This is a genomic window from Intrasporangium calvum (assembly GCF_028446585.1).
GTDB classification, from domain to species: domain Bacteria; phylum Actinomycetota; class Actinomycetes; order Actinomycetales; family Dermatophilaceae; genus Intrasporangium; species Intrasporangium calvum_A.
In genome coordinates this window covers 1-24,374 of record NZ_JAPFQL010000046.1, presented here as the reverse complement: position 1 = coordinate 24,374, position 24,374 = coordinate 1, and the positions used below count along the sequence as shown (strand labels likewise).

Genomic DNA, 24,374 nt, shown 5'->3' with positions numbered 1-24,374 from the left:
AACATCCAGCGCGCGGCCCGCACCGACCGCGGAAGCCAGCCCAGCGGCATACGGTCGGCCATCGACCAGAGGCTCAGCTCGCGGCCCGGACTAGGCTCCAGACCCTCTCCGACCCCGGAGGACCAACGCCACGAGCACAACCGCGACGATCCCCACACCGACGAGGCCCCGGACGAGCGCTGCGGGCACGCCACGAACGTCGTCCACCTGCTGGGGCGCGACGGCGATCGGCGCTGCCGAGGACGTGGACGCGGGGACAGGAGTCACCGTCGCCTCCGTCGTCGTGGGCGCTGGGACACGCGACGTCGGGCGAGCCGAGGAGATGGACGGCGTGGGCGGTGGGGCGGGCAGCGGGTTGCCGTTGCTGTCGAGCTGGGTGTGATGGCGCCAGAGGTACTCGCGGATCGTCAGCCCGGAGCGGTGCACCTTGGCAGCCACCTCGCGACCGAGGTAGCGGTAGTGCCACGGCTCGTAACGCAGACAGGTGCGGTCGTTCCACCGCGCGCCGTCCGTGCCCCGCGGATAGCTGTTGACCCACCCGAAACGCCACGAGTTCTCCCGCATCCAGCGACCTGCAGCGGTCGTGCCCCAATCGCCCGGGAGGGGATTGCCTCCGCCCGCGCTCATGAAGTCGACGCCCAGGCCGAGCTGGTGCTCCGAGTGACCGGGCCGCTGCGAGTAGGTGATCGCGCTCGCATAGCCGTTCTGACGGGAGTATCCGGTGAAGATCTGCTCCTGCTCCGCGTAACTGCGATAGGCGCTCCAGACCCCGATCGCCGCGCCAGCCGCCCTCGCGGCCCGAGCCATGGCTCGGGTGTCGTCGACCGCGACGGCCCGGAGGTGGCCACCGCCAGGCAGGCCCGCCTCGGAGACGTGCACGAGGTCGGGAGGGACGTAGGCCTTGCCGACCCGCAGGAGCCGGTCCACGAGCGTGACGCTCCAGTCGTCGTAGTCCCGCGGCACCGTGTAGACGTCACCGACATCGCAGGACGGCAGCCGTCCCACGGCTACGGCAGGAACGTGCGGCTCGGACACGACGGCCACGCCGGTCGCGACGACCAGCGCCAGTCCGACGATGCCACGACGGCACCTGCACTGCACCAGGTCCATGGTCTCCTCGCTGCCACGCTAGCCGGTGGACCGGAATGGAGAAGCAGGAACCGCGGACCCGAGACTAGGTTGGCCGACATGATGCGCCCCGCCACGGAGTCCTCGCGCGGGCTGCCCGCCGACAGCCACGACCTGATCCGGGTGCACGGCGCCCGGGAGAACAACCTCAAGGACGTCAGCGTCGAGATCCCCAAACGGCGGCTGACGGCCTTCACCGGTGTCTCCGGCTCGGGCAAGAGCTCGTTGGTGTTCAACACGATCGCCGCCGAGTCGCAGCGGATGATCAACGAGACCTACAGCGCGTTCGTCCAGGGGTTCATGCCCACGCTGGCCCGCCCGGACGTCGACCTGCTGGACGGGCTCACCACGGCGATCATCGTCGACCAGGAGCGCATGGGGGCCAACCCGCGCTCGACGGTCGGCACCGCGACGGACGCCAACGCGATGCTCCGCATCCTCTACAGCAGGCTCGGCCAGCCACACATCGGCTCGGCGCAGGCGTTCTCCTTCAACGTCGCGTCGATCTCGGGCGCGGGCGCCGTCACCATCCAGCGCGGCGAGGGCGTGACCAAGGAGCGGCGCTCGTTCTCCATCACCGGGGGCATGTGTGCGCGGTGCGAGGGCATGGGCTCGGTCACCGACTTCGATCTCACCGCTCTCTACGACGCGGACAAGTCGCTCAACGAGGGTGCGCTCACCATCCCGGGCTACACGATGGACGGCTGGTACGGGCGGATCTACCGAGGGTGTGGCTTCTTCGACCCGGACAAGCCAATCCGCACGTACACCAAGCGAGAGCTGCACGACCTGCTCCACAAGGAGCCGACGAAGGTCAAGATCGAGGGCATCAACCTCACCTACGAGGGACTCATCCCCAAGATCCAGAAGTCGATGCTCTCCAAGGACGTCGACGCGATGCAGCCGCACATCCGGGCCTTCGTCGAGCGCGCCGTCACCTTCACCACCTGCCCCGACTGCGACGGCACTCGCCTGAACGCGACGGCGCGGTCCTCGCTTGTCCAGGGCAAGAGCATCGCGGACGTCTGTGCAATGCAGATCAGCGATGCCGCCGAGTGGGTGCGCTCGCTGGACGAGCCGTCGGTCGCCCCGCTGCTCGCCGGCCTCCAACATCTTTTCGACTCCTTCGCCGAGATCGGCCTCGGCTACCTGTCCCTCGACCGTCCCTCCGGGACACTGTCGGGCGGGGAAGCCCAGCGCACCAAGATGATTCGTCATCTCGGCTCGTCGCTCACCGACGTCACCTATGTCTTCGACGAGCCGAGCATCGGGCTGCATCCCCACGACATCCAGCGGATGAACGGGCTCCTGCTGAAGCTGCGGGACAAGGGCAACACGGTCCTCGTCGTCGAGCACAAACCAGAGATGATCGCCGTGGCGGACCACGTCGTCGACCTCGGGCCGGGGGCAGGCACCGCCGGCGGCGCGGTCTGCTTCGAGGGGACCGTCGAGGGGCTGCGCCAGAGCGGGACCGTGACGGGGAGGCACCTCGACGATCGCGCGTCGCTCAAGGCGTCGCTGCGCGAGCCCTCCGGGGTGCTGGAGGTGCGCGGAGCCGACCTGCACAACCTGCGCAACGTCGACGTCGACCTCCCGCTCGGGGTGCTGACGGTGGTCACCGGCGTGGCTGGATCGGGCAAGAGCTCGCTGATCCACGGCTCGGTGTCAGGCCGCGACGGCGTGCTCTCGATCGACCAGGGAGCGATCCGGGGGTCGCGGCGCAGCAACCCCGCGACCTACACCGGGCTCCTCGAGCCGATCCGCAAGGCCTTCGCCAAGGCCAACGGCGTCAAGCCCGCCCTCTTCAGCGCCAACTCGGAGGGAGCCTGCCCGGCCTGCAACGGCGCCGGCGTCATCTACACCGACCTCGCCATGATGGCCGGGGTGGCCACGACCTGCGAGGAGTGCGAGGGCCGGCGGTTCCAGGCGGCCGTGCTCGAGTACAAGCTCGCCGGCCGCGACATCAGCGAGGTCCTCGCGATGCCCGTCGACGAGGCGGAGGAGCTCTTCGCCGCAGGCGAGGCGCGGGTGCCCGCAGCCCACGCCATCCTCGACCGGCTCTCGGACGTCGGGCTCGGCTACCTCAGCCTGGGACAACCCCTGACGACCCTGTCCGGAGGCGAGCGCCAGCGCCTCAAGCTCGCGACTCACATGGGCGGCAAGGGTGACGTCTACGTCCTCGACGAGCCGACCACTGGCCTCCACCTGGCGGACGTCCAGCAGCTGCTCGCCCTGCTCGACCGACTGGTGGACTCCGGCAAGTCAGTCATCGTCATCGAGCACCACCAGGCGGTCATGGCGCATGCCGACTGGATCATCGACCTCGGTCCGGGAGCTGGTCACGATGGCGGCCTCGTCGTCTTCGAGGGACGGCCGACCGACCTCGTCGCCTCGCGAAGCACGCTGACCGGAGAGCACCTCGCCGACTACGTCGGTGCCTGATGCCGCCGACCCGTGGCTTCCCGGCGCACCGACCCTTCTTCCTGCTGGCCCAGCTGTCCGCTGTCATCGGTGGGTTGGTGTGGGTGCTGCCGGTCGGACGACCAGTCGCGCTGCACGTCAGCTGGTTGGTCTTCGGGATGGGCGGAGCCGCCGTGGCCGGCTACCTGCTCACGGCACTTCCCAGCTGGACCGGAGGGGTCCGGGCGCCCGCCTCGACCGTCTGGGTCCTCGTGCTCCTGTGGCTCGTCGTCAGGGCAGCGGGCCTGGGCGCGGCCACGGGGGCGGGCTTCACCCTCGCCAGCCTGGCCTTCCACGCGACGCTCACCATGGTCCTCACCCGGCCCGTCGTCCGGCTCAGGCTCTGGCATCGGCTCCCGTTGGCCCTCGCACCCGGCGCCCTGGGCGCGGCCGAGGTCGCGGTGGGTGCCGGGGGGCACGGGGCGCACGGGGACGGCTCGTTCGCCCCACTTGCCGCGGTCCTTCTCTTCGCCGCCCTGATCAGCCTCGTCGGCGGCTCGGCGATTCCGGCCTTCGTCGGTGCGGCGCTGCGCTCGTCGGTCGCGACGCGGCCCACCGCGGTTGTCGAGCCCGCCCTCGTCGCGGGCGCGGCAGTGCTGGTGCTGGTCGGCGCCGAGCCGGGCGCCGCTGTGCTCCTCCTGGCCGCCGCGCTGCTGCAGGCGCTCCGGCTGCGGCAGTGGTCCCCAGCCCGGGTCTGGAGGCACCCGGGTGCGGCCATGATGGTGCTCGCCTGGCTCTGGCTCGTTCTCGGCCTGGTGCTCCTCGGCCTGGCCTTGCTGACGGCCTCCGCGTCGACCCACGAGGCCGCGGCTGTGGGAACCGCGCTGCACGCCCTGACGATGGGCGCCATGGGCAGCATGATCTATGCCTTCACGGCTCGGGCGACGATGCTCCGGATGCCTGGCCGGCTCGTGCCCACGCGCCTGCAGCAGGTCGGCTTCCTGCTCGTGCTGCTCAGCCCGCTGCCCCGGTTGATCCACTGGCCCGACGCCCCGACGGGCAATGCGGTGGCCGTCCTTGCCTGGTGCCTGGGCTGGCTCTGCCTGCTCACCCGAACCGTGCGCCTGCTGCGGGATCCGGCCCCGTGGCCGGCCCTGAGCGCGGCGAAGGATGAGCAGCCCGGCCGCGCGCTGACCGACGGCCCGTGACCGTCCACTCGTCAGGAGAGTCGGGGAAATCACTCGAAACTTCGACCGGTTCCCGCCCCACGTCGGCCGGATCATCCTATGGTGGAGACACCGGCTGGCTCCGCGGCGCGGGGGGCGCTCCTCGGTGGTGGCCGGTCCGGAGTCACTGTCAGGAGGCTCTGGTTCCGATTCTCGACCTGCCCGATGGGGGTGCCTGCCAGTGCAGGAGCCGATCAGGCCGACCAATGGCCCGACCGTGATCCGCATCCGGATGCGCGGTCGAACCTTGACGTTCGCCACCGGAGTCACTCTCTTCGCTCTGCTCCCCTTCCTGGGGGGAAGCGCGCCCCAGCTCGAGCGTCAGTCCGTGATCCTGGCCGCCGGAGCGCCGGCTGCGGTCCCGTCGAGCGCGGCACCGGCCGTTCCCCAGGGAGTCACGGCCGAGATGTCCGGCGCACTGTCGGGGCTGTCCTCTGCCATCGGCGGAGGTCTCTTCCAGTTCCCCAGCCTCGCCCTCTCCCCCGCTCTTGCGCCCTCACTCGTGGCGCCCCTCCCAGGTGAGCAGGCGCTGCGCTTCATCAGGCCGGTGCCCGGCCCGCAGTCCTCGAGCTTCGGGCCACGGATGCACCCAGTCCTGGGCGTGCCCATGTTCCACACCGGAATCGATCTGGCTGCGGCCTGCGGCACGCCGATCCGCGCTGCCGCGTCCGGCACTGTGGTGTATGCCGAGGTCTCGGCATCGTGGGGGGCCCGGACGATCATCCAGCACTCACCCACCGTGAAGACCGCCTACGGACACCAGTCGAAGATGCTCGTCGAGCAGGGTGACGTCGTCCGGCAGGGCGACATCATCGGCCTCGTCGGCACGACCGGATGGTCGACGGGATGCCATCTGCACTTCGACGTCATCGTCAACGACCGATACGTCGACCCGGCTCCCTACCTCGGTCTGCCGTCATCGAACGCTCCGAGCATCCCGTTCCAGGCGGCACCCCACGTGGTCCGGGACGACACAGGGCGTCCGTTCCACACCGTTGAGGACGGCGATGTGCCGATTCCGACCGACACGTCCTCGCCCGTGCCGAGCGCCACCCCCTCGGGCACCACCGCTCCGACGATTCCAACGACGGCTCCCACTACCCCTGCGACGGACCCGACCACGACGGACCCGACGACCACGGACCCGACCACGGACCCGACCACGACGGACCCGACCACGACGGACCCGACCACGACGGACCCGACGACGACGGACTCGACGACGACGGACCCCACGACCGGCGAACCTGCCCCGACGACCTCGGAGCCGTCGCCGACGGAGACCACGGAGCCCACCACGACGACGTCCGAGCCGACGCCCACCACGACGACGTCCGAGCCGACGCCCACCACGACCTCGGAGCCAGCAACCACCACGACGTCCGAGCCGGAACCGACGTCCACCAGCACCGCTGGCTCCGCTGAGAGCACCGAGTCGGCACCGACGGTCACGGAGCCAGCACCGACGACGACGAGCGCCGGCTGACGGCTCTCCCAGGACGAGCGAGGCGGCGGGCCGCTTCGCTACGATTCGGCGACTCTCCCGCCGACACCTCGCTCAGGGGGCCCTTGGCCCGATAGGTTCTCCCGCATGGACGAAGCGAATGCCGTCGGCGTGGACCCCACCCGTGACGCCAGCTCCCATGGGGCGCACCCCATCGTCGTGGTCGAGGGGGTCAACAAGCACTTCGGCGACCTCCATGTGCTCAAGGACATCAACCTGACGGTGGGCAAGGGCGACGTGGTCGTCGTCCTCGGTCCCTCAGGCTCGGGCAAGTCGACGCTGTGCCGCACCATCAACCGGCTCGAGACCTTCGAGAGCGGCCGCATCCTCATCGACGGCAAGCCCCTCCCCGAGGAGGGCAAGGCGCTGGCCAACCTGCGGGCCGACGTGGGCATGGTGTTCCAGTCGTTCAACCTCTTCGCCCACAAGACGATCCTGCAGAACGTCACGCTCGGTCCGATGAAGGTCCGCGGCATGAACAAGGCGGCTGCCGAGAAGCAGGCCCTCGAGCTGCTCGACCGGGTGGGCGTCCAGCACCAGAAGGACAAGTACCCTGCGCAGCTCTCGGGCGGCCAGCAGCAGCGGGTCGCGATCGCCAGGTCGCTCGCGATGAACCCGAAGGTCATGCTCTTCGACGAGCCGACGTCCGCGCTCGACCCGGAGATGATCAACGAGGTCCTCGACGTCATGACGAGCCTCGCCAAGGAGGGCATGACGATGATCGTCGTGACCCACGAGATGGGCTTCGCCCGCCGGGCTGCCGACCGCGTCGTCTTCATGGACGAGGGCGAGATCGTCGAGCAGGAGACCCCGGAGGAGTTCTTCACCAACGCGAAGTCCGCTCGGGCCAAGGACTTCCTCAGCAAGATCCTGACCCACTGACCCACCTAGCTCCACCCGCTCCCGCCACCACCGGGGGCACACCACACCAGGAGGAAACAACTCATGAAGCTCAGGCGCACCAGCGCGGTTGCCATCGCCACCGTCGCTGCCCTTGGCCTCGCCGCGTGCGGAAGCGACGGCGGCGACGGGGCGGCCGCCGGAGGCAACAAGGTCAAGGTCGGCATCAAGTTCGACCAGCCCGGTCTCGGCCTGAAGACGGGGGCCACCTACTCCGGCTTCGACGTCGACGTCGCCAACTTCATCGCCGCGGAGCTCAAGCTCGAGGTCGAGTTCGTCGAGGCCGTTTCCGCCCAGCGCGAGACGCTCCTCAAGACGGGCCAGGTGAAGTACATCGTCGGCACCTACTCGATCACCGACAAGCGCAAGGCCGACGTCTCCTTCGCCGGGCCGTACTTCATTGCCGGTCAGGACCTGCTGGTCCGCGCCGACGACACGTCGATCACCGGCAAGGACACGCTGAACGGCAAGAACCTCTGCTCGGTCAAGGGTTCGACCAGCGCCCAGAAGATCAAGGACGAGGTCCCCGGCGTCAACCTGCAGGAATACAACACCTACAGCCTCTGCGTGGACGCGCTGAAGTCTGGTGCCGTCGACGCCCTGACGACCGACGACACGATCCTTGCCGGCTACGCCGCTCAGGACGCCAACAAGGGCCAGCTCAAGGTCGTCGGCAACACGTTCTCCACCGAGAACTACGGCGTCGGCGTCAAGAAGGACGACACGGAGTTCTGCAACCAGGTCGTCACCGCGCTCAAGAAGTTCATCGACTCGGGCAAGTGGGAAGAGTCGGTCAAGAAGTGGCTCGGCCCGGCCAACTACACGCCGGGTGCGGGCAACCCGCCCACGCCGACCTGCCAGTCCGCCTGATCACCCAGCCAACCGCAGAGGTATGCCGCTGAGCTGACTCAGCTCAGCGGCATACCTCCCGCGCTGGTTGAGTCCCAGCCAGCTCACGACCGCCTCTGGCCGCCCCAGGAGGACTGCACATGGGTGAACTGTTCGCGGAGTTCAACGTCTTCGCGGCGTTCGGGATGACCATCCTGCTCACCGTCACCGCCGCCATCGGCTCGCTGCTCATCGGAACCGTCGTCGCCATCATGCGGCTGTCGCCGGTGGCCGTCTTCCAGCGAGCGGGCGCGTTCTACGTCAACACGGTGCGCAACACGCCGCTGACGCTGATCATCATCGCGTCCAACATCGTGATGGCCGTCAACCTCGGCTTCAACTTCAGCAAGGACTTCTCCCGCAACAACCTGATCTGGGCCGTCATCGCGCTGTCGGTCTACCACGCGGCCTTCGTCTGTGAAGCCATCCGGTCCGGGGTCAACACCGTGCCGGTCGGGCAGGCCGAAGCCGCCAGGTCGATCGGGCTGACCTTCTCGCAGAGCCTGCGTGAGATCGTCCTGCCGCAGGGCTTCCGGGGAGCCATCACGCCCCTCGGCAACACCTTGATCGCGTTGACGAAGAACACCACCGTTGCGACCGCGATCGGCGTGGCGGAGATCAGCGGCCTGATGAGCGAGATGATCGAGTTCCGATCAGACCTCTTGCTGTTCATCTTCCTCATCGTCGCCATCGGCTTCGTCATCCTCACCCTTCCGGTGGGCATCCTCATCACCTATCTGTCCAAGCGGCTGGTGGTGAAGCGATGAGCGCCTCCGTTCTCTTCGACGCGCCAGGACCCCGCGCCCGCGCCCGCCACCGCGTGCTCACCGTCGTCGGCCTGCTGCTCATCCTCGGCTTCGTCGGCTTCGCCCTGTGGAAGCTCGGCGAGAAGGGCAACCTCGCCGCCGAGAAGTGGACGCCCTTCCTCACGGCCGAGATCTGGACGAACTACTTCATTCCTGGTCTGATCAACACCCTGAAGGCAGCAGCGATCTCCGTCGTCCTGGCCGCGGTCTTCGGGGTCCTGTTCGGCATGGGGCGCCTGTCCGACAACACCGTGATCCGCTGGGCGAGCTCGGTCGTGGTCGAGTTCTTCCGGTCCGTGCCAGTGCTCGTGATGATGATCGCCGCGTTCTGGTTCTACGCGTTCAACCAGACCTTCGACTTCGACCTGGTGCCCCTTGCGGCGGTCGTCACCGGCCTGACGCTCTACAACGGCGCCGTCGTCGCGGAGCTGATCCGGTCCGGTGTCGGGAGCCTGCCGAAGGGCCAGTCGGAGGCAGGCCTGTCCATCGGACTGACCCGCCGTCAGACGTTGCGGATCATCCAGTTGCCACAGGCGATCACGGCCATGCTGCCGGCTCTCGTCAGCCAGCTCGTCGTCGTCCTCAAGGACACGGCGCTGGGCTACATCATCACGTACGACGAGCTGCTCAACCAGTACAAGTCGATCGGGTCGTTCAAGTCCAACATCGTCCCGGCGATGATCGTCATCGCGTTCCTGTTCATCGCGATCAACTACGCCCTCACGCGGGTCGCCGGCTACGTCGAGCGGCGCCTGCGCGAGCGGGGCAGGGTCACGATCACCCGCGGTGCGGCCGGCCCTGGCGCCGTCGCCGAGGTCGACACGGCGATCATCGACCAGCAGCTGCACGAGGCCGACGAGCGCGCCCTCCGGGAGCGCTGACCGCCTGCACCGCAACACACCCCCTTACCGCGTGGTCCCACCACCTGCAGCACGTGGGACCAGCCGGTAAGGGGGTGTGTTGCGTTGGGGTGCGGGGATGACGAAAGGGCGGCCTCCGATGTCGGAGACCGCCCTTCGCGCTTGCCGCTCCCCCGGTTGGACTCGAACCAACAACCTGCCGGTTAACAGCCGGCTGCTCTGCCAGTTGAGCTACAGGGGACTGCTGCCGGGCAACCATAGCAAAGGAGTTCGCCGGGAACTAAATCGGCTCCCATGGGCCCGGCTCCACGTTCAGAGACCGACTTCGGAGCGCATCCGCTGGAGCCGTCTGGCGGCTTCGGCAGCGACCGCCGGGTCCTTCGGATCGACCCCCTTGCCGGGGATGACCTGCTCCAGGAGGTCGCCGCTCGCAAGGTCCTGACGGATGACGACCCGGACCGCGCGCCGGTTGCCGGCGCGGAACTCGTCGCCCAGCACGACGCTGGCCTGGATGCGCTCCCGGAGGGCCTGGTGCAGGGCGGAGGCGTCCCGCAGCAGCCACTGGGCCGGGCGGCGCTGGTCGACCCACGTGACGGTCAGGAGCCGGGAGTCGCTCTGCCACGTGCCCGCCTCGGCCTCGTGCCAAGGGCGCTGCCACGCGAGCGACCCGTCGGCCCCGATGAACGCCAGCTGGTGCGTCGAGGCGACGACGTAGCCGCCGGTCTGCTCGTCCTGCGCAGAGGCGATGATCCGGTCCCCCGACCCCAGCGGCACGGCCCGTCGCACCTCATCGGGGAGGTCCGAGCTGCGTCGGCGGTTGAAGGTCCCCATCAGGCCATGCCTTCCTTGATCGAGGCGAGCTGGCGCTGCAGCTCCTGGAGCTCCACGGCAAGGGCGCGGGAGCGCTGCGGGTCCGGCTCAGCGGCGTGGTCGAGCCGCCTCATCTCGCTCATGGCGTCGGCGACCCGCCTCGTCAGCTCGACGGTCCGAACCCGGTTGAAGAGCTCCTCGACGTAGCGTGAGCTGGGCAGCCCCGTCGTCGCGTCCATCCGGGTGGGCAGGGTCGCGACGGCGAGCTCGCTGATGAGGGGGGCCACCGCGCTCGGGGCTGCTTCCGTCACGGCGGAGACCCACGAACCGAGGGAGGCGCGACCGTCGGTGCCGCTGGCGATCCGGATGCCGTCGTACACCGCGCGATGCGCCGGGGCGGAGAAGGCACTGGAGGTCAGGAGGTCGACCGCCCCCGGCCGCAGCACCGTGGGGAACTGGAGGAGGACCTGCAGCAGCTGGCGCTCGGCGAGGACCACGGGGTCGCGCTGGTCCGGCACGGGCAGCAGGCCGGCCACCTCGTCGGGCCCGGGTTCGACCGCTTCGTCGCCCCCCGACTCGCCCGGCCGCCAGCCGCCACCGCTGCGGCCGTCCCTGCCGTTCGGGCTCTCCCCCGACCGCGGACTCGGACGCCCGTCGGGTCGGTCCGCGTCGACCTTGAGCCGACCGGCTCGGGCCACTTCTGCCCCCACCTGCTCGACCTCGATCCCGAGCAGCCCGGCGACCTCGCGCGTGTATTCCGGGCGCAGGGACCGGTCCCGGATCGAGGCGACGATCGGGGCCACGGCCCGGCTCGCCTGGACCCGTCCCTCGGCCGTGCCGAGGTCGAAGCGCTTGATCGTGGTGCGCACGGCGAACTCGAACATCGGGACGGCGTCCTCGATGAGGGCCTGCACCGCCGGGTCGCCCCCGGCCTGGCGCAGCTCGCACGGGTCCTTGCCGGACTTCTCGACGGCGACGAAGGACTGCGACGTCCACTTCTCGTCATCGGCAAAGGCGCGCATCGCGGCCTTCTGTCCCGCGGCGTCGCCATCGAAGGTGAAGATGACCTTGGCCGGAGCGAGGTCGGCCTCGTCGCGCATGATGCGGCGCAGCAGCTTGATGTGCTCGGCGCCGAAGGCGGTGCCGCACGTGGCCACCGCCGTCTCGACGCCGGCCAGGTGGCACGCCATGACATCGGTGTAGCCCTCGACGACGACGGCCTGCCGGTCCTGGGAGATCCGCTTCTTGGCCAGGTCGAGGCCGTAGAGCACCGTCGACTTCTTGTAGATCGGGGTCTCCGACGTGTTGAGGTACTTCGCCTCGATCCGGTCGTCGTCGAAGATCCGGCGCGCTCCGAAGCCGATCGTGCTGCCGGTGATGTCCCGGATCGGCCAGACCAGCCGCCCCCGGAACCGGTCGTAGAGCCCGCGCGAGCCACGTCCGGCCAGCCCGCCGATGGTCAGCTCCTCGTCGGTGAAGCCCTTCCCGCGCAGGTGCCCGACGAGGTCCTCACCGCCGCGGGGGGCGAACCCGATCCCGAAGCGCCGGACGTGGGTGCTGTTGAAGTCGCGGGCCCGCAGGAAGTCGCGGGCCAGTCGAGCGCCTTGGTCGCTCAGCAGCCGCTCGGTGTAGTACTCCTCCGCGACGCGGTGTGCCTCGAGGAGCCGGGAGCGGCGCCCGAGGCCCTCCTCACGGGGTCGGGACCCGCCGTCCTCGTAGCGCAGCTCCATTCCCAGTCGCTGCGCCAGACGCTCGACCGCCTCGGTGAAGGTGAGGTGGTCGACCTTCTGGATGAAGGAGATGACGTCGCCGCCCTCGCCGCACCCGAAGCAGTGCCAGGCGCCGACGGCGGGCCGGATGTTGAACGAGGGCGTCTTCTCGTCGTGGAAGGGACACAGCCCCTTGAGCGAGCCGGGGCCGGCGGGGCGGAGGGTCACGTGCTCACGGACGACGTCCTCGATCGAGGAGCGCGACTTGACGGTCGCGATGTCATCAGGGTTGATCCGGCCCGCCATCAAGCCTCCTCTCGCTGCCGTGAGTCTAGGTCGTCACGCACTGGTCCCCGTCGGCGCCGCCCACAGGGAGTGGAGCAGGACCGCTCGCGCGTCGGTGAGGGACGCGACCTGGTCGACGACCACCCGCAGCCGAGCCGCGTCGTCCTGCGCCGCGAGGAAGTCGGCCCGGAACGGCGGGTCGAGCCTGGTCTCCGGCTGGGCCGCGCAGAGCTCCACGAGGTCGGCGAGGAGCTCGCGCTGGCGACCCTTGAGGGCCATCTGGTCCTCGGCGGTGACGACGAACTGGTTGGCCACGGCCTTGAGCACGGCGCACTCGGCGCGGGTGCCGTCCGGCACGACGAGGTCGGCGTCGTAGCGGCTGAGGGGGCCCGGACCGTGCCGCTCGCGCGTCGCTCGCTCGACGGCGAGGACGAAGCGGCCGATGATCTGACTGGTCATGTCCTTGAGGCCCGCCAGGTCGTTGCGCGATCCGTCGAACCGTTGGGGAATGGCACCGGTGGCGAGGATCCGGTCGAGAGCATCGCCCAGCGCTGCCGGATCCTGGTCGGGGGCATAGGTGGCACCAGCGACCTCGAGGACGGAACGCATCTCCGTCCGGGACCGGAGTGCCCGCGGGTCCATCCAGTCGGAGGCGATCGCGTCCTCCAGGTCGTGGACCGAGTAGGCGACATCGTCCGACCAGTCCATCACCTCGGCCTCGAAGCACCGCACCCCTGGTTGAGCGCCGCCACGCAACCAGTCGAAGACGGGCAGGTCGTCCTCGTAGGTGCCGAACTTCCGGCTCGGGACCGGGCCCGCGCCGCGCCGCCAGGGGTACTTGGTGGACGCGTCGAGCGAGGCGCGGGTGAGGTTGAGGCCCGCTGGCCTGCCATCGGGGTGGCACCGTTTGGGTTCCAACCGGGTGAGCAGCCGAAGCGTCTGGGCATTGCCCTCGAAGCCGCCGATGTCGGCGCAGACCCGGTCGAGCTCCATCTCGCCGTTGTGCCCGAACGGCGGGTGCCCGAGGTCGTGCGCGAGGCAGGCGGTGTCGACGACGTCGGCGTTGCAGCCGAGGGCGGCGCCGAACTCCCGGCCGATCTGCGCGACCTCGAGCGAGTGGGTGAGCCGGTTGCGCACGAAGTCGTCGTGGCCGGCCCCGAGGATCTGGGTCTTGCCGGCGAGCCGGCGGAGCGCGGCCGAGTGCACCAGCCGGGCGCGGTCCCTGGCGAAGTCGTCGCGGTCGGCCCGCTTCTGTGCCGGGTCCTCCGCGACCCATCGCTCCCGGTCGAACTCCGTGTAGGCCACACCCAGACTCTAGGCCGCGCGCTCAGCCGCTCGTCGGACCATGCCGTATGCCGCTCAGCCCAGCTGCGCTCGCAGCCGGGCCACCCAGCTGGGCTCGGTCCCGTAACGCTGGCTCTTGATGAGGCGCAGGTTGGCGCAGTCGTCGACCAGCTGGGCCATCCAGCGGTCCCGGGTCTCCTCCTGCTTGGCCGAGACGACCCAGCCCGTGGCCACCTTGCGGTAGGAGGAGGTGGCTCCGTCCCAGAAGGCCGAGGCGGTCGGGTCGGCCCGCAGCCGGGCCTCGTAGGCATCGGGCCACGTCGCGTGGTCGTTCTCGTAGGAGTAGATGCCCGAGCGGTCCTCGCGCCGCTGGGCGAAGGCTGCGAGGCTCGCGGGATGCATGCGGCCGAGCCCGGTCAGCTCCTCCACAGCCCTGATGTCCTGCCAGCCGCCGCGGACAGCGCGTGGGTGCGCGATGATCGGTGCGTGACCGACCGACTCCTCCTCGCTGCCCGCAACAACGCCGTCTGGTGCGACACCGTGTGCCGCACCCACGGGCTGGCCGGCATCCTCGACGAGCTGGCCTGGACGTCACCGCGCCGAACGCCCCCCTACTACCCCGACGCCGTGACGCTGTCCCCCGAGGTGGGCGAGTACGACATCCTCAGCCGGATCGACCCGAGCGACGGCGCGTCGGTGAAGGACAGCTGGTCCCGGCTCGACCTCACGAGCGAGGACTTCGCCCGCCTCGTCGTCGGCGAGTGGCTGTGGTGGGAGGCCCACGAGCCGACACCTCGTCCGCGGGAGACGTTGCAGTGGCGCCGCGTCACCACTCCGGACGAGATGAAGTCCTGGAGCCGGGCCTGGTCCGCCGACCCGGAGGACGCCGGGATTCTCGGATCCGACCTGCTCGCGGAGCCCGACGTGCACGTGCTCGCAGCGGGCACGAGCGACACCGGCATCGCCGCGGGCTGCATCGTCAACGTGACGGACGGCGTCGCCGGTCTGAGCAACACCTTCGCGGCGCAGGCCGACCAGGAGCGGACCTGGCACGAGGCCGTTGCCGCGGCCCGCCTCCTCGTCGGTGACATGCCGCTCGCCAGCTGGGACGCCGGTGCCGGAGTCGAGGCCGCGGTCGCGACCGGGGCGGAACGCCTCGGCCCGCTCACCGTCTGGATCAGCTGAGTCAGCCGCCGCTGACGGACAGCTCGGCCTCGGCGATCACTCGACGATGCTCCTCGGAGAGCTCGCGGGAGTCGAGCCACCCCTCCGGCAGGACGACGTGCCGTGAGGACCCGGCCCGTCCGCGCTGCCCCTCGGCGGCCTCCCCCGGCCAGGCCGCGTCGCGGTCGAGGGTCGCGAGCAGGCGGTCGAGCGAGTCGATGGAGTCGACCAGGGCCAGGGAGTTGCGCAGCGTCGAGCCGGCCGGGAAGCCCTTGAGATACCAGGCGATGTGCTTGCGGATGTCGCGACAGGCGCGCTCCTCGTCGCCGTAGAAGTCGGTGAGATACAGGGTGTGCGTGCGCAGCGTGTCGGCGACCTCGCCCAGCGTCGGGGTGACCCGGGCCGAGGACCCCGCGAACGCCGCCGCGAGGTCGGTGAAGAGCCACGGCCGACCGAGACACCCCCGGCCGACGACGACCCCGTCGACGCCGGTCTCCTCGACCATGCGCAGCGCGTCCTCGGCCGACCAGATGTCGCCGTTGCCGAGGACGGGAATCGAGGTCACCGTCTCCTTGAGCAGCTTGATGGCGGACCAGTCAGCCGTGCCCGAGTAGGCCTGGGCTGCCGTCCGGCCGTGCAGCGCAACCGCCGCCACGCCCTCCTCCTCGGCCGCCAGGCCCGCCTCGAGGTAGGTGAGGTGCTCGTCGTCGATCCCCTTGCGCATCTTGACCGTGACCGGGATGTCGCGCTTGGCGCCCTCCTCGACGACCGCCCCGACGATGGCGCGGAACAGGTCCCGCTTCCAGGGCAGGGCCGAGCCGCCGCCCTTGCGCGTCACCTTGGGCACCGGGCAGCCGAAGTTGAGGTCGATGTGGTCGGCGCGGTCCTCCTGCACGAGGATGCGGGCTGCGGCACGGGCCGTCGCGGGATCGACGCTGTAGAGCTGGATCGACCGCGGGTTCTCCTCGGGGTCGTGCTCGATCAGCCGCATCGTCTCGGCGTTGCGCTCGACCAGGGCCCGGGTCGTGATCATCTCGCTGACGTAGAGGCTCGACGCGCCGCTCGCGCCGCCGCTCGCCGCGCCCTCGTTGCCGTACTCCCGGCACAGCCGGCGGAACGCCCGGTTGGTGATGCCGGCCATGGGCGCGAGGACGACCGGCGACTCGATGACGTGGCGGCCGATGCGCAGCGGCGGCAGCACGGGCCGCGCGGTCACACCAGCCGTCACGACAGGGGTCGCGTCAAGGCCGGTCCCGGAGGTCGTCACATCGCTCACGGGACCTGATTGTCCCAAGTCAGCGCTCATCCACCGAATCGGCGAAATGCAGCAGGGCGTCGGCGAACGCCCGTGGCTGGTCGAGGTTCGCGAGGTGACTGGCCCGGGGGACGACCTCGACCCGCACGCTCGGCAACCCCCACAGGAAGCGCTTCGTGCCGAGCCGCATCTGGTCGTACTGGCCGTTGAGCACGAGCACCGGGCAGGCCATGTCCGACAACATGGCCGGCCGGCAGTCTCGCATCACCTCGCGCCAGGCGGTGGCGGTCGGCGCGAAGAAGTACCCACCCGCGATGACCGGCTCGATGAGGTCAGCCGCGTAGAGGCGGCGCAGGACACGGTCGTTGATCCGCGTCATCCGCTCCGCTCCCAACCGGTCCGTCAGTGCTGCCACACCCCGATAGATCGCCGCGCCCGGGCCCACCGGGACGGCACTGCACCCGGCGAGGACCAGGCCGTCGAGACGCGAACCCAGCCCAGCGGCATACGCCATCGCGGCGTAGCCGCCCAGGGAGTGCCCGACGAGCACCACGCGGGACCCGGGAGGTGCGGCGTCGACGGCCTCGTCGATGACCTCCACGCACCGGACGAGCGAGAACTCCTCAGCGGCCCGCGTGCCATGACCCGGCAGGTCCACGAGGCCGACCGTGACGTGGCCCTCGAGGAGGGGCAGCTGCGGCGCCCACTGTGAGCTGGCAAGGCGGGACCCGTGCACGAGGACCAGGTGAACCGCCACGGCGCGAGGATGCCACGATGGGGCGCATGAGTCACCTCGTCACTGCCGCCGAGCTCGCTCACGAGATCGAGGACGTCGTCGTGATCGACGTTCGGTGGACGCTGATCACAGCAGGTCAGGACCAGCCGGGCCCTGCAGAGTATGCGGCCGGGCACGTCCCCGGCGCCTTCTTCGTGGACCTCGACACCGAGCTCGCAGCCCCACCCGGCGACGGCGGGCGCCACCCACTGCCGGACCCAGCGGTCGTCGAGGCCGCACTGCGCCGGTGCGGGGTCAGCGAGGGCACACGCGTCATCGTCCACGACGGCAAGGAGTCCTACGCCGCGGCCCGCGCCTGGTGGGTGTTCCGGTGGGTCGGCCTCGAGGACGTGCGCGTCCTCGACGGCGGCTTCGCCGCGTGGGAGCGGGCCGGCCTGCCCGTGAGCACCGAGGTCCCCGAGCCCCGCCACGGGACCTTCGTGGCCCGCCCGGGCTCGATGCCGACCGTCGACGCCTCCGGAGCAGCCGAGCTGGCGCGGACCGGTCTGCTGCTCGACGCCCGGGCCGCCGAGCGCTACGCCGGCGAGCAGGAGCCGATCGACCCCGTCGCGGGGCACATCCCCGGAGCGGTCAACCTCCCGACCGCCACCTGGCTCACCGATGAGGGGACCTTCCGACGCGACCTCGCCGAGCACTGGGCCGGCGTCAACAGCCCGGAGGGCAACAGCGGTGCCCGGCCCGTCGCGGTCTACTGCGGGTCCGGCGTCACGGCCGCCCACGAGGTGCTGGCGCTGAGCGAGATCGGCATCGACGCGTCGCTCTACCCCGGCTCGTGGAGCGAGTGGATCCGCGACCCGGACCGACCGGTCGCCACGGGGTCGGCTCCGGGCTGAGCGACCCTGCTCCTCGATCGTTAGGGTGTGCCCGTGGCTTTGAGTTTCCGGTCCCGCATCGAGCACGCGTCGGCACCCTGGGCGGAGCGGCTGAACGCCGTGCCACGCCCGGTCAGCCTGGGCGTCCTCGTCGTCCTCCTCGCCGTGGGCATTCTCGCCCCCTCGCCCTGGAGCGGCATCGCCTTCCTCGTGGTGGCGGCCTTCGTGTCGTGGCTGCTCTTCCTGACCTGGCAGCGGCTCAACCCGCCCGAGCGGCTGTTCCGCATCGCGGTGCTGACGCTCGTCGTGGCGCTTGCCGTCGTCGAGCTCGCCCCGAGCTGAGCCGCGGTCTGAGCCCCGCTCTGAGCCGCGGTCTGAGGAGCCGACCCGGGTGAGCGGCTGCTGAGGCGCGCCGGCCAGCCCAGCGGCGTACGACGTCGCCTTTTTGACAACGATTCTCATTTCGAGAATGATTCTCAGCATGAACCGACGCCTCGCCACGGTGGCCGCTGCCACCGCCCTCACGCTGACCGCCGCCGCGTGCTCCTCCAGTGAGGCCCCCGGGGGAAGCGCGAGCGGCGCCGCCGGTGGGAAGACGAGCGTCGTCACGAGCTTCTACCCGATCCAGTTCGCCACCGAGCAGATCGCCGGCGACGCCATCGACGTCACCGTCCTGACGAAGCCCGGTGCCGAGCCGCACGACCTCGAGATCGGAGCGCAGGACCTCGCCCGGCTCACCGACAGCGCCCTCGTCATCTACTCCAAGGGCTTCCAGCCGGCCGTCGACGATGCCGTCGAGCAGGTCGACGGCAAGCACGTCCTCGACGTCTCGGGCGCCGCCAAGCTGACGCTCACCGCAGCCGAGGAGCAGGGTCACGCGGGTGAGAGCGAGGCAGCGCACGAGGAGCACGCCGGCGGCACGGACCCACACTTCTGGCTCGACCCGGAGCGCTACGCGTCGGTCGCCGACGCCATCGCAGCCCGGCTCGCAGAGCTCGATCCCGAGCAGGCCGCGACCTACCAGCGGAACGCCGCCGCCTTCGTCGACAAGCTGACCGCCCTCGACGAGGAGTTCACCTCCACCCTCAAGTCCTGCTCCATCAAGGAGCTCGTCACGAGCCACGCCGCCTTCACCTACCTCGCCGACCGCTACGGCTTCGAGCAGCACGGCATCGCCGGCGTCTCCCCCGAGGCCGAGCCCAGCGCCGCCGGCCTCGCCGAGATCACCGCGTTGGTCAAGCAGCACGGCGTCACGACGATCTACCAGGAGACGCTCGTCGAGCCGCACTTCGCCGAGACGGTCGCAGGGTCGTCCGGTGCGAAGGTCGCCACGCTCGACCCGCTCGAGGGGATCACCGACGCCTCGGCCGGCAGCGACTACTTCGAGGTGATGCGCAGCAACCTCGACGTGCTCAAGGAAGGGCAGGGCTGCTCATGAGCGCGATCATCGAGCTGACCGACGCAGCGTTCGGCTACGGGCGCAGCCCGGTCCTCACCGACGCGAACCTCACCATCGAGCAGGGCGAGGTCGTGGCCGTCCTCGGCCCCAACGGCGCCGGCAAGACGACGCTGATGAAGGGGATCCTCGGCCTCAACCACCGCCTCGGCGGGAGTGTCACACTCTTCGGGACCCCCGCGGACGAGTTCCGCGACCGCGCCCGGATCGGCTACGTGCCGCAGCGACACACCCTCTCCGCCTCGGTCCGCGCCACGGCCGAGGAGATCGTCGAGTCCGGACGGCTCCCGCGTCTCGGCTGGCTCGGGCGGCTCCGCGCGACCGACCGTCAGATCGTCTGCCGCTCCCTCGACCTCGTCGGCCTCGCCGACCGGTCGGGCACCGAGGTGAGCACCCTCTCGGGCGGCCAGCAGCGACGCGTCCTCATCGCCCGCGCCCTCGCCGGCCAGCCCGACGTGCTGATCATGGACGAGCCCACGGCGGGCGTCGACGCAGCAAGCCAGCACGTGCTGGCGGAGGTCCTGGGTCGCCTCGTCGAGCGCGGCGTCACCATGGTCATCGTCACCCACGAGCTGGGGGCCCTCGAGAGCCTGCTGAGCCGGATCCTCGTCGTCGACCGGGGCCGCATCGTCTTCGACGGCGACCCAGCCGGTTACGAGGCCAAGCGCCGCACGGTTCACCACGAGCACGACAGCCACCACCACGACCTCGAGCTCGCGCCTCCCCCGGGCGCCGTCGTCTCCGGGCCGCTGGACCCCTTCGGCCCGCGGGGAGGCGCGCTGTGAGCGAGATCCTGTCGATCGACTTCATGCAACGAGCTCTCATCGCCGCCGTTCTCGTCGGCGCCGTCGCACCGATGGTGGGGATCTTCGTCGTCCAGCGCCGGATGTCCCTCATCGGTGACGGCATGGGACACGTGGCGCTCGCCGGTGTCGCCATCGGAGTCCTCATGGACCAGAGCCCGGTGCTCACCGCGCTCGTCGCTGCGGTCGTGGCCGCGGTCGTCATCGAGGTGCTCCGCGCGCGGGGGCGGACCAGCGGTGACCAGGCGCTCGCCATCATCTTCTACGGCGGGATCGCCGCCGGCGTCGTCATCATCAGCAAGGCCCCCGACGGCACACCAGCCAACCTGATGAAGTACCTCTTCGGCTCGATCCTCACCGTCCGCGAGGACGATCTCGTCATCTTCGCCGTCCTCGCCGTCATCATCGCCGTGACCACGTGGGTGCTCCGGCCCCGGCTCTTCACCGTCGCCAACGACGAGGAGTACGCCCGGGCCGTCGGAATGCCCGTGCTGGCCCTCAACATCGTCCTCGCCGTCCTGACCGCGACGACGGTCGTCATCGCGATGCGCATCGTCGGGCTCCTGCTCATCAGCGCGCTCATGATCGTGCCCAACGCCGCCGCGCAGCTCGTCGCCCGCAGCTTCAGCTCGGGGGTCCGCTGGGCCGTCGCCCTGGGGCTCGTCTCGGCCGTGGGCGGGGTCGTTGCCTCGTATCCCCTCAACACGCCGTCCGGCGGCACGATCGTGCTCGTCGCCATCGGTCTCTTCGTCGTCATCGCCATCACGACGAGCATCACGGCCTACCTCCGTGGCGCCCGCCACGACGTGGCCGAAGGGCACGACCACGAGCACGGCCCCAGCTGCGGCCACCCAGCCGTGCCGCACGAGGACCACGTCGACTACGTTCACGACGGCCACCTGCACGCACCGCACCACGGACACTACGACGAGCACGGCGAGGTGGCCCCCGACGACACCACGACAACCGACCCCACGACGACCGACCCCACGACGACTGACCCCAGGACGACCGACCCCACGACGACCGACCCCACGACGACCGAGGAGGTTGCCCCGTGACGACCACCCCGCGCAGGCCGACCCGCCAGCAGGCCGCCGTGGCAGAGCTGCTCGAGAGGTGCAACGACTTCACCTCCGCCCAGACCGTGCACGCCCGGCTCCGCGAGGCTGGTGAAGGCGTCGGCCTCGCGACCGTCTACCGCGCGCTCCAGGCCATGGTCGAGGCCGGGACCGTCGACGTCCTGCGCACCGACGAGGGCGAGGCCGTCTACCGCGCCTGTTCGACGCATCACCACCACCACCTCGTCTGCCGAGCCTGCGGGCGGACGGTCGAGGTCGAGGGGCCGGCCGTCGAGGCGTGGACCGACCGGATCGCCGCCGAGCACGGCTTCTCCGACGTGACCCACACGCTCGAGATCTTCGGCACCTGCGGCGACTGCGCGCCCTGACCACGTCACCGAGCTCACGGCCGCTGGGACCGAGCCCAGCGGCATACGGCATCGGCCGACCGGCTGGCTGGCCTGCTGGCCTCAGCGGGAGGTGGGCTGGTCCACGGCGCCACCGTAGCGCCGGTCCCGGGCGACGTACTCCTCGATGGCCGCCCACAGGTCGCGGCGGTCGTAGTCGGGCCACAGCCGATTCTGGAAGACCATCTCGGCGTAGGCCGACTGCCACAGCAGGAAGTTGCTCGTCCGCTGCTCACCGGAGGACCGGACGAAGAGGTCGACGTCCGGCATCGTCGGCTCGTCGAGGTAGCGCTTCACCGTCCGCTCGTCGATCGAGCTCGGCCGCAGCCGCCCCGCCCTGGCGTCCTCCGCGATCCGCTGGACGGCGTCGGCGATCTCGGCCCGGCCGCCGTAGTTGACGCAGAAGTAGAGCGTGAGACCGGTGTTGTCCTTGGTCAGCTCCTGCGCGATCTCGAGCTCCTTGATGACCGAGCGCCAGAGACGCGGCGCCCGGCCGACCCAGCGCATCCGCACGCCCCACTCGTGCAGCTGGTCGCGGCGACGCCGGATGACGTCACGGTTGAAGCCCATCAGGAAGCGCACCTCGTCCGGCGAGCGCCGCCAGTTCTCCGTCGAGAAGGCGTAGGCGGACAGATGCGTCACGCCGACCTCGATCGCTCCGGCGACGACGTCCAGCAGGGACGCCTCGCCCGCCTCGTGCCCCTTGGTCCTGGGCAGTCCGCGCGCGTTGGCCCAGCGGCCGTTGCCGTCCATGACGATCGCGACGTGCTTCGGCAGGGCCTCCGCCGGAATCGCGGGGGGCCGCGCACCGGAGGGGTGCGGGAAGGGCTGGATCATGGCTCTCCGGTCGATCGGTGATCTGTCGGCTCAGGCTCGCTCGACGAGGCGCAACGATCTCACACCACGCTCGAGGTGCCACTGGAGGAAGGCTGCGACGAGGCCGCTGCCCTGCCGGCGGTGGCGTTCGTCGCTGGCGTCGGCGAGGTCCCAGTCACCGGAGAGGAGCGCCGCCAGCAGCGCGAACGTCTCGGGGGCCGGGGCGCTCGACCCGGGCGGCCGGCACAGCGGACAGACGGCGCCGCCGGACTGCACGTTGAACGCCCGGTGGGGACCGTCCGCCCCGCAGCGGGCACAGTCGTGGAAGCTCGGCGCCCACCCGGCGACCGCGAGGGAGCGCAGCAGGAAGGCGTCGAGGACGAGGGACGGGTCGTGGCCACGCTCGGAGAGCGCCCGCAGGGCTCCGGCGAGCAGGAGGTACTGCTGCGTCTGCGGCTCGTGCTCCTCGCTCAGCTGGATCGCGGTCTCGAGCATGGCGGAGGCCGCGGTCCAAGCGGCGTAGTCGCGGGAGATCGCGTCGCCGTAGGAGGCGAGCGTCTCGACCTGGGTGACGGTGTCGAGGTTGCGACCCTCGTAGCACTGCACGTCGATGACCATGCCCGGCTCGAGCCGCGAGCCGAACCGTGACTTCGTGCGGCGCACGCCCTTGGCGACGGCCCTGACGCGGCCGCGGGTGCGGGTGAGCATCGTGATGATGCGGTCGGCCTCACCCAGTTTGTGGGTGCGCAGGACGATCGCCTCGTCACGGTAGAGGGGCATGGGGTCATTGTCTCGCGTGCGCGTCCGCTGTCGAAGCAGCCCCGCCGCACGGCCGACAAGTTGGCTCGCATCGAACACTCGTTCGACCGGATGGGTTACAGTGACTCGATGGACCTGATGCTCCAGGGCTCGCTGCTCGACCTCGCCGAGGAGATGGCGCTCGGTGAGGTGGGCGCCGACCTGCATCGCACCGAGCTCGGCGCCGGGGCCTGGGTCGATGTCCGGCCCGGCTGGCTCTCGGCGGGCGACGAGCTCTTCGCGGAGCTGGTGCGCTCGGTGCCGTGGCGGGCCGAGCGTCGCAAGATGTACGACTCGGTGGTCGACGTGCCGCGTCTCACGAAGTTCTACGCGGCGGGCGAGCGACTCCCCCATCCGATCCTCGACGCGGCGCGGCTGGCTCTCAGCGTCCACTACGCGCCCGAGCTCGGGGAGCCGTTCGTGACGGCGGGCCTGTGCCTCTACCGCGACGGGCGCGACAGCGTCGCCTGGCACGGCGACCGGATCGGCCGCTCCAACGACGTCGACACCATGGTCGCGATCCTGTCGCTCGGCTCCCCGCGGACGCTGGCGCTCCGGCCCCGGGACGGCGGTGGCCTGCCCGGCTCACGGCACAAGTCCTTGCGTTTGCCGCTCGCGCATGGTGACCTCGTCGTCATGGGCGGATCGTGCCAGCGGACGTGGGACCACGCCATCCCCAAGACGTCCGAGCCGGTCGGACCCCGCGTCTCCGTGCAGTTCCGTGTCGCCGGTGTCCGATAGGAGTCTTCCGTATGCCGCTGAGCTCGCTCCCAGCCCCAGGCGCGGCCCCTGCCCTCCCCTACCTCGACCACCTGAGGGAGGAGTCGGCCCGGTTCCGTGACCTGCTTGCGGGGGCCGGCGGGTCCGAGCCGGTCCCGAGCTGTCCCGAGTGGGACGCGGACGACCTCCTGTGGCACGTGGCGGAGGTGCAGTGGTTCTGGGGCGAGATCGCCGAGCGCGGCCTGACCCGGGAGGACGAGGTCCAGGGTCTCGACACCGTTCGCGTTGAGCGGCCGGTGGACCGGGCGGGGCTGCTGGACCACTTCGACCGGTCGAGCGAGCGGCTCCAGCGAGCGCTTGCTTCACGCCCTCCGGAGACGGAGCTGTGGATGTGGCACACGGACCACACGGCTGGCTACATCGGCCGGCGACAGGCGCACGAGGCTCTCATCCACCGCGTCGACGCGGAGCTCGCGGTCGGCGCCG

25 protein-coding genes and 1 tRNA gene are annotated in these 24,374 nt (G+C 70.5%); 16 read left to right on the top strand and 10 right to left on the bottom strand.

Annotated elements, in window-relative coordinates:
* Positions 1–90: 90 nt before the first annotated feature.
* Entirely contained in the window at positions 91–1,110 is a 1,020-nt protein-coding gene (locus tag OO014_RS11620; RefSeq protein WP_272462481.1) for a M15 family metallopeptidase, read from the bottom strand.
* 78 nt (positions 1,111–1,188) lie between these two features.
* Here OO014_RS11620 and OO014_RS11615 point away from each other — a divergent pair, with 78 nt between their 5' ends.
* The 7 genes from OO014_RS11615 (at position 1,189) to OO014_RS11585 (ending at position 9,733) form a co-directional block, all read left to right on the top strand.
* Entirely contained in the window at positions 1,189–3,570 is a 2,382-nt protein-coding gene (locus OO014_RS11615; RefSeq protein WP_272462480.1) for an excinuclease ABC subunit UvrA, read from the top strand.
* Positions 3,570–4,736: an NnrS family protein gene (locus OO014_RS11610; protein WP_272462479.1), complete on the top strand. Its 1,167-nt coding sequence runs from the start codon at positions 3,570–3,572 to the stop codon at positions 4,734–4,736. The genes OO014_RS11615 and OO014_RS11610 overlap by 1 nt, the downstream gene beginning before the upstream one ends.
* A 199-nt stretch (positions 4,737–4,935) precedes the next feature.
* Positions 4,936–6,240 (top strand): M23 family metallopeptidase, encoded by a 1,305-nt coding sequence (locus tag OO014_RS11605; protein WP_272462478.1) that lies wholly within the window; start codon positions 4,936–4,938, stop codon positions 6,238–6,240.
* Between the two features lie 105 nt (positions 6,241–6,345).
* Positions 6,346–7,140: an amino acid ABC transporter ATP-binding protein gene (locus OO014_RS11600; protein WP_420485505.1), complete on the top strand. Its 795-nt coding sequence runs from the start codon at positions 6,346–6,348 to the stop codon at positions 7,138–7,140.
* A 63-nt stretch (positions 7,141–7,203) separates the two neighbouring features.
* Entirely contained in the window at positions 7,204–8,028 is an 825-nt protein-coding gene (locus OO014_RS11595) for a glutamate ABC transporter substrate-binding protein (protein ID WP_272462477.1), read from the top strand.
* Positions 8,029–8,147: 119 nt separating this feature from the next.
* The gene (locus OO014_RS11590) at positions 8,148–8,813 is read left to right on the top strand and encodes an amino acid ABC transporter permease (RefSeq protein WP_272462476.1); all 666 of its coding nucleotides are present in this window, start codon (positions 8,148–8,150) and stop codon (positions 8,811–8,813) included.
* Positions 8,810–9,733 carry an amino acid ABC transporter permease gene (locus OO014_RS11585; protein ID WP_272462475.1) on the top strand — a complete coding sequence of 308 codons (924 nt, stop codon included), beginning with the start codon at positions 8,810–8,812 and terminating at the stop codon, positions 9,731–9,733. The genes OO014_RS11590 and OO014_RS11585 overlap by 4 nt, the downstream gene beginning before the upstream one ends.
* A 147-nt stretch (positions 9,734–9,880) precedes the next feature.
* Here the strand turns inward: OO014_RS11585 and OO014_RS11580 are convergent.
* From OO014_RS11580 to OO014_RS11560, 5 genes are all read right to left on the bottom strand, one after another.
* Positions 9,881–9,953 (bottom strand) — tRNA-Asn (locus tag OO014_RS11580).
* A 71-nt stretch (positions 9,954–10,024) separates the two neighbouring features.
* Positions 10,025–10,543, bottom strand: a complete 519-nt coding sequence (locus tag OO014_RS11575; protein WP_272462474.1) for a hypothetical protein — start codon at positions 10,541–10,543, stop codon at positions 10,025–10,027.
* Positions 10,543–12,537, bottom strand: coding sequence for a DNA primase (gene dnaG / locus OO014_RS11570; RefSeq protein ID WP_272462473.1), 1,995 nt, complete (start codon positions 12,535–12,537; stop codon positions 10,543–10,545). Before dnaG ends, OO014_RS11575 begins: the two co-directional genes overlap by 1 nt.
* A 33-nt stretch (positions 12,538–12,570) precedes the next feature.
* Entirely contained in the window at positions 12,571–13,821 is a 1,251-nt protein-coding gene (locus tag OO014_RS11565) for a deoxyguanosinetriphosphate triphosphohydrolase (RefSeq protein ID WP_272462472.1), read from the bottom strand.
* Positions 13,822–13,875: 54 nt separating this feature from the next.
* Positions 13,876–14,202, bottom strand: a complete 327-nt coding sequence (locus OO014_RS11560; RefSeq protein ID WP_272462471.1) for a YdeI/OmpD-associated family protein — start codon at positions 14,200–14,202, stop codon at positions 13,876–13,878.
* 84 nt (positions 14,203–14,286) lie between these two features.
* Between OO014_RS11560 and OO014_RS11555 the strand changes: the two genes are divergently transcribed.
* Positions 14,287–14,985 (top strand): hypothetical protein, encoded by a 699-nt coding sequence (locus OO014_RS11555; RefSeq protein WP_272462470.1) that lies wholly within the window; start codon positions 14,287–14,289, stop codon positions 14,983–14,985.
* A 1-nt stretch (position 14,986) separates the two neighbouring features.
* On the opposite strand, the gene dusB is transcribed toward OO014_RS11555, so the two are convergent.
* Entirely contained in the window at positions 14,987–16,240 is a 1,254-nt protein-coding gene (gene dusB / locus OO014_RS11550; RefSeq protein WP_420485504.1) for a tRNA dihydrouridine synthase DusB, read from the bottom strand.
* Positions 16,241–16,259: 19 nt separating this feature from the next.
* Positions 16,260–16,976, bottom strand: a complete 717-nt coding sequence (locus OO014_RS11545; RefSeq protein WP_272462469.1) for an alpha/beta fold hydrolase — start codon at positions 16,974–16,976, stop codon at positions 16,260–16,262.
* A 26-nt stretch (positions 16,977–17,002) separates the two neighbouring features.
* Between OO014_RS11545 and OO014_RS11540 the strand changes: the two genes are divergently transcribed.
* From OO014_RS11540 to OO014_RS11515, 6 genes are all read left to right on the top strand, one after another.
* Positions 17,003–17,848, top strand: a complete 846-nt coding sequence (locus OO014_RS11540) for a sulfurtransferase (RefSeq protein WP_272462468.1) — start codon at positions 17,003–17,005, stop codon at positions 17,846–17,848.
* 33 nt (positions 17,849–17,881) lie between these two features.
* Positions 17,882–18,169: a DUF6703 family protein gene (locus OO014_RS11535; protein ID WP_272462467.1), complete on the top strand. Its 288-nt coding sequence runs from the start codon at positions 17,882–17,884 to the stop codon at positions 18,167–18,169.
* A gap of 139 nt (positions 18,170–18,308) precedes the next feature.
* Positions 18,309–19,265: a metal ABC transporter substrate-binding protein gene (locus tag OO014_RS11530; RefSeq protein ID WP_272462466.1), complete on the top strand. Its 957-nt coding sequence runs from the start codon at positions 18,309–18,311 to the stop codon at positions 19,263–19,265.
* Positions 19,262–20,068, top strand: a complete 807-nt coding sequence (locus OO014_RS11525; RefSeq protein ID WP_272462465.1) for a metal ABC transporter ATP-binding protein — start codon at positions 19,262–19,264, stop codon at positions 20,066–20,068. Before OO014_RS11530 ends, OO014_RS11525 begins: the two co-directional genes overlap by 4 nt.
* On the top strand, positions 20,065–21,147 hold the full coding sequence (locus OO014_RS11520; RefSeq protein ID WP_272462464.1) for a metal ABC transporter permease: 1,083 nt from the start codon (positions 20,065–20,067) through the stop codon (positions 21,145–21,147). The genes OO014_RS11525 and OO014_RS11520 overlap by 4 nt, the downstream gene beginning before the upstream one ends.
* The gene (locus OO014_RS11515) at positions 21,144–21,536 is read left to right on the top strand and encodes a Fur family transcriptional regulator (protein ID WP_272462463.1); all 393 of its coding nucleotides are present in this window, start codon (positions 21,144–21,146) and stop codon (positions 21,534–21,536) included. Before OO014_RS11520 ends, OO014_RS11515 begins: the two co-directional genes overlap by 4 nt.
* An 81-nt stretch (positions 21,537–21,617) precedes the next feature.
* On the opposite strand, the gene OO014_RS11510 is transcribed toward OO014_RS11515, so the two are convergent.
* Together OO014_RS11510 and recO are read right to left on the bottom strand one after the other, a co-directional pair.
* Positions 21,618–22,391, bottom strand: a complete 774-nt coding sequence (locus OO014_RS11510; protein WP_272462462.1) for an isoprenyl transferase — start codon at positions 22,389–22,391, stop codon at positions 21,618–21,620.
* Between the two features lie 30 nt (positions 22,392–22,421).
* Positions 22,422–23,150, bottom strand: coding sequence for a DNA repair protein RecO (gene recO, locus OO014_RS11505; RefSeq protein ID WP_272462461.1), 729 nt, complete (start codon positions 23,148–23,150; stop codon positions 22,422–22,424).
* A 108-nt stretch (positions 23,151–23,258) separates the two neighbouring features.
* Here recO and OO014_RS11500 point away from each other — a divergent pair, with 108 nt between their 5' ends.
* Both OO014_RS11500 and OO014_RS11495 read left to right on the top strand, forming a co-directional pair.
* On the top strand, positions 23,259–23,909 hold the full coding sequence (locus OO014_RS11500) for an alpha-ketoglutarate-dependent dioxygenase AlkB (protein ID WP_272462460.1): 651 nt from the start codon (positions 23,259–23,261) through the stop codon (positions 23,907–23,909).
* An 11-nt stretch (positions 23,910–23,920) separates the two neighbouring features.
* Positions 23,921–24,374, top strand: a 454-nt coding sequence (locus OO014_RS11495; protein ID WP_272462459.1) for a maleylpyruvate isomerase N-terminal domain-containing protein, incomplete at its 3' end; no start/stop codon positions are given.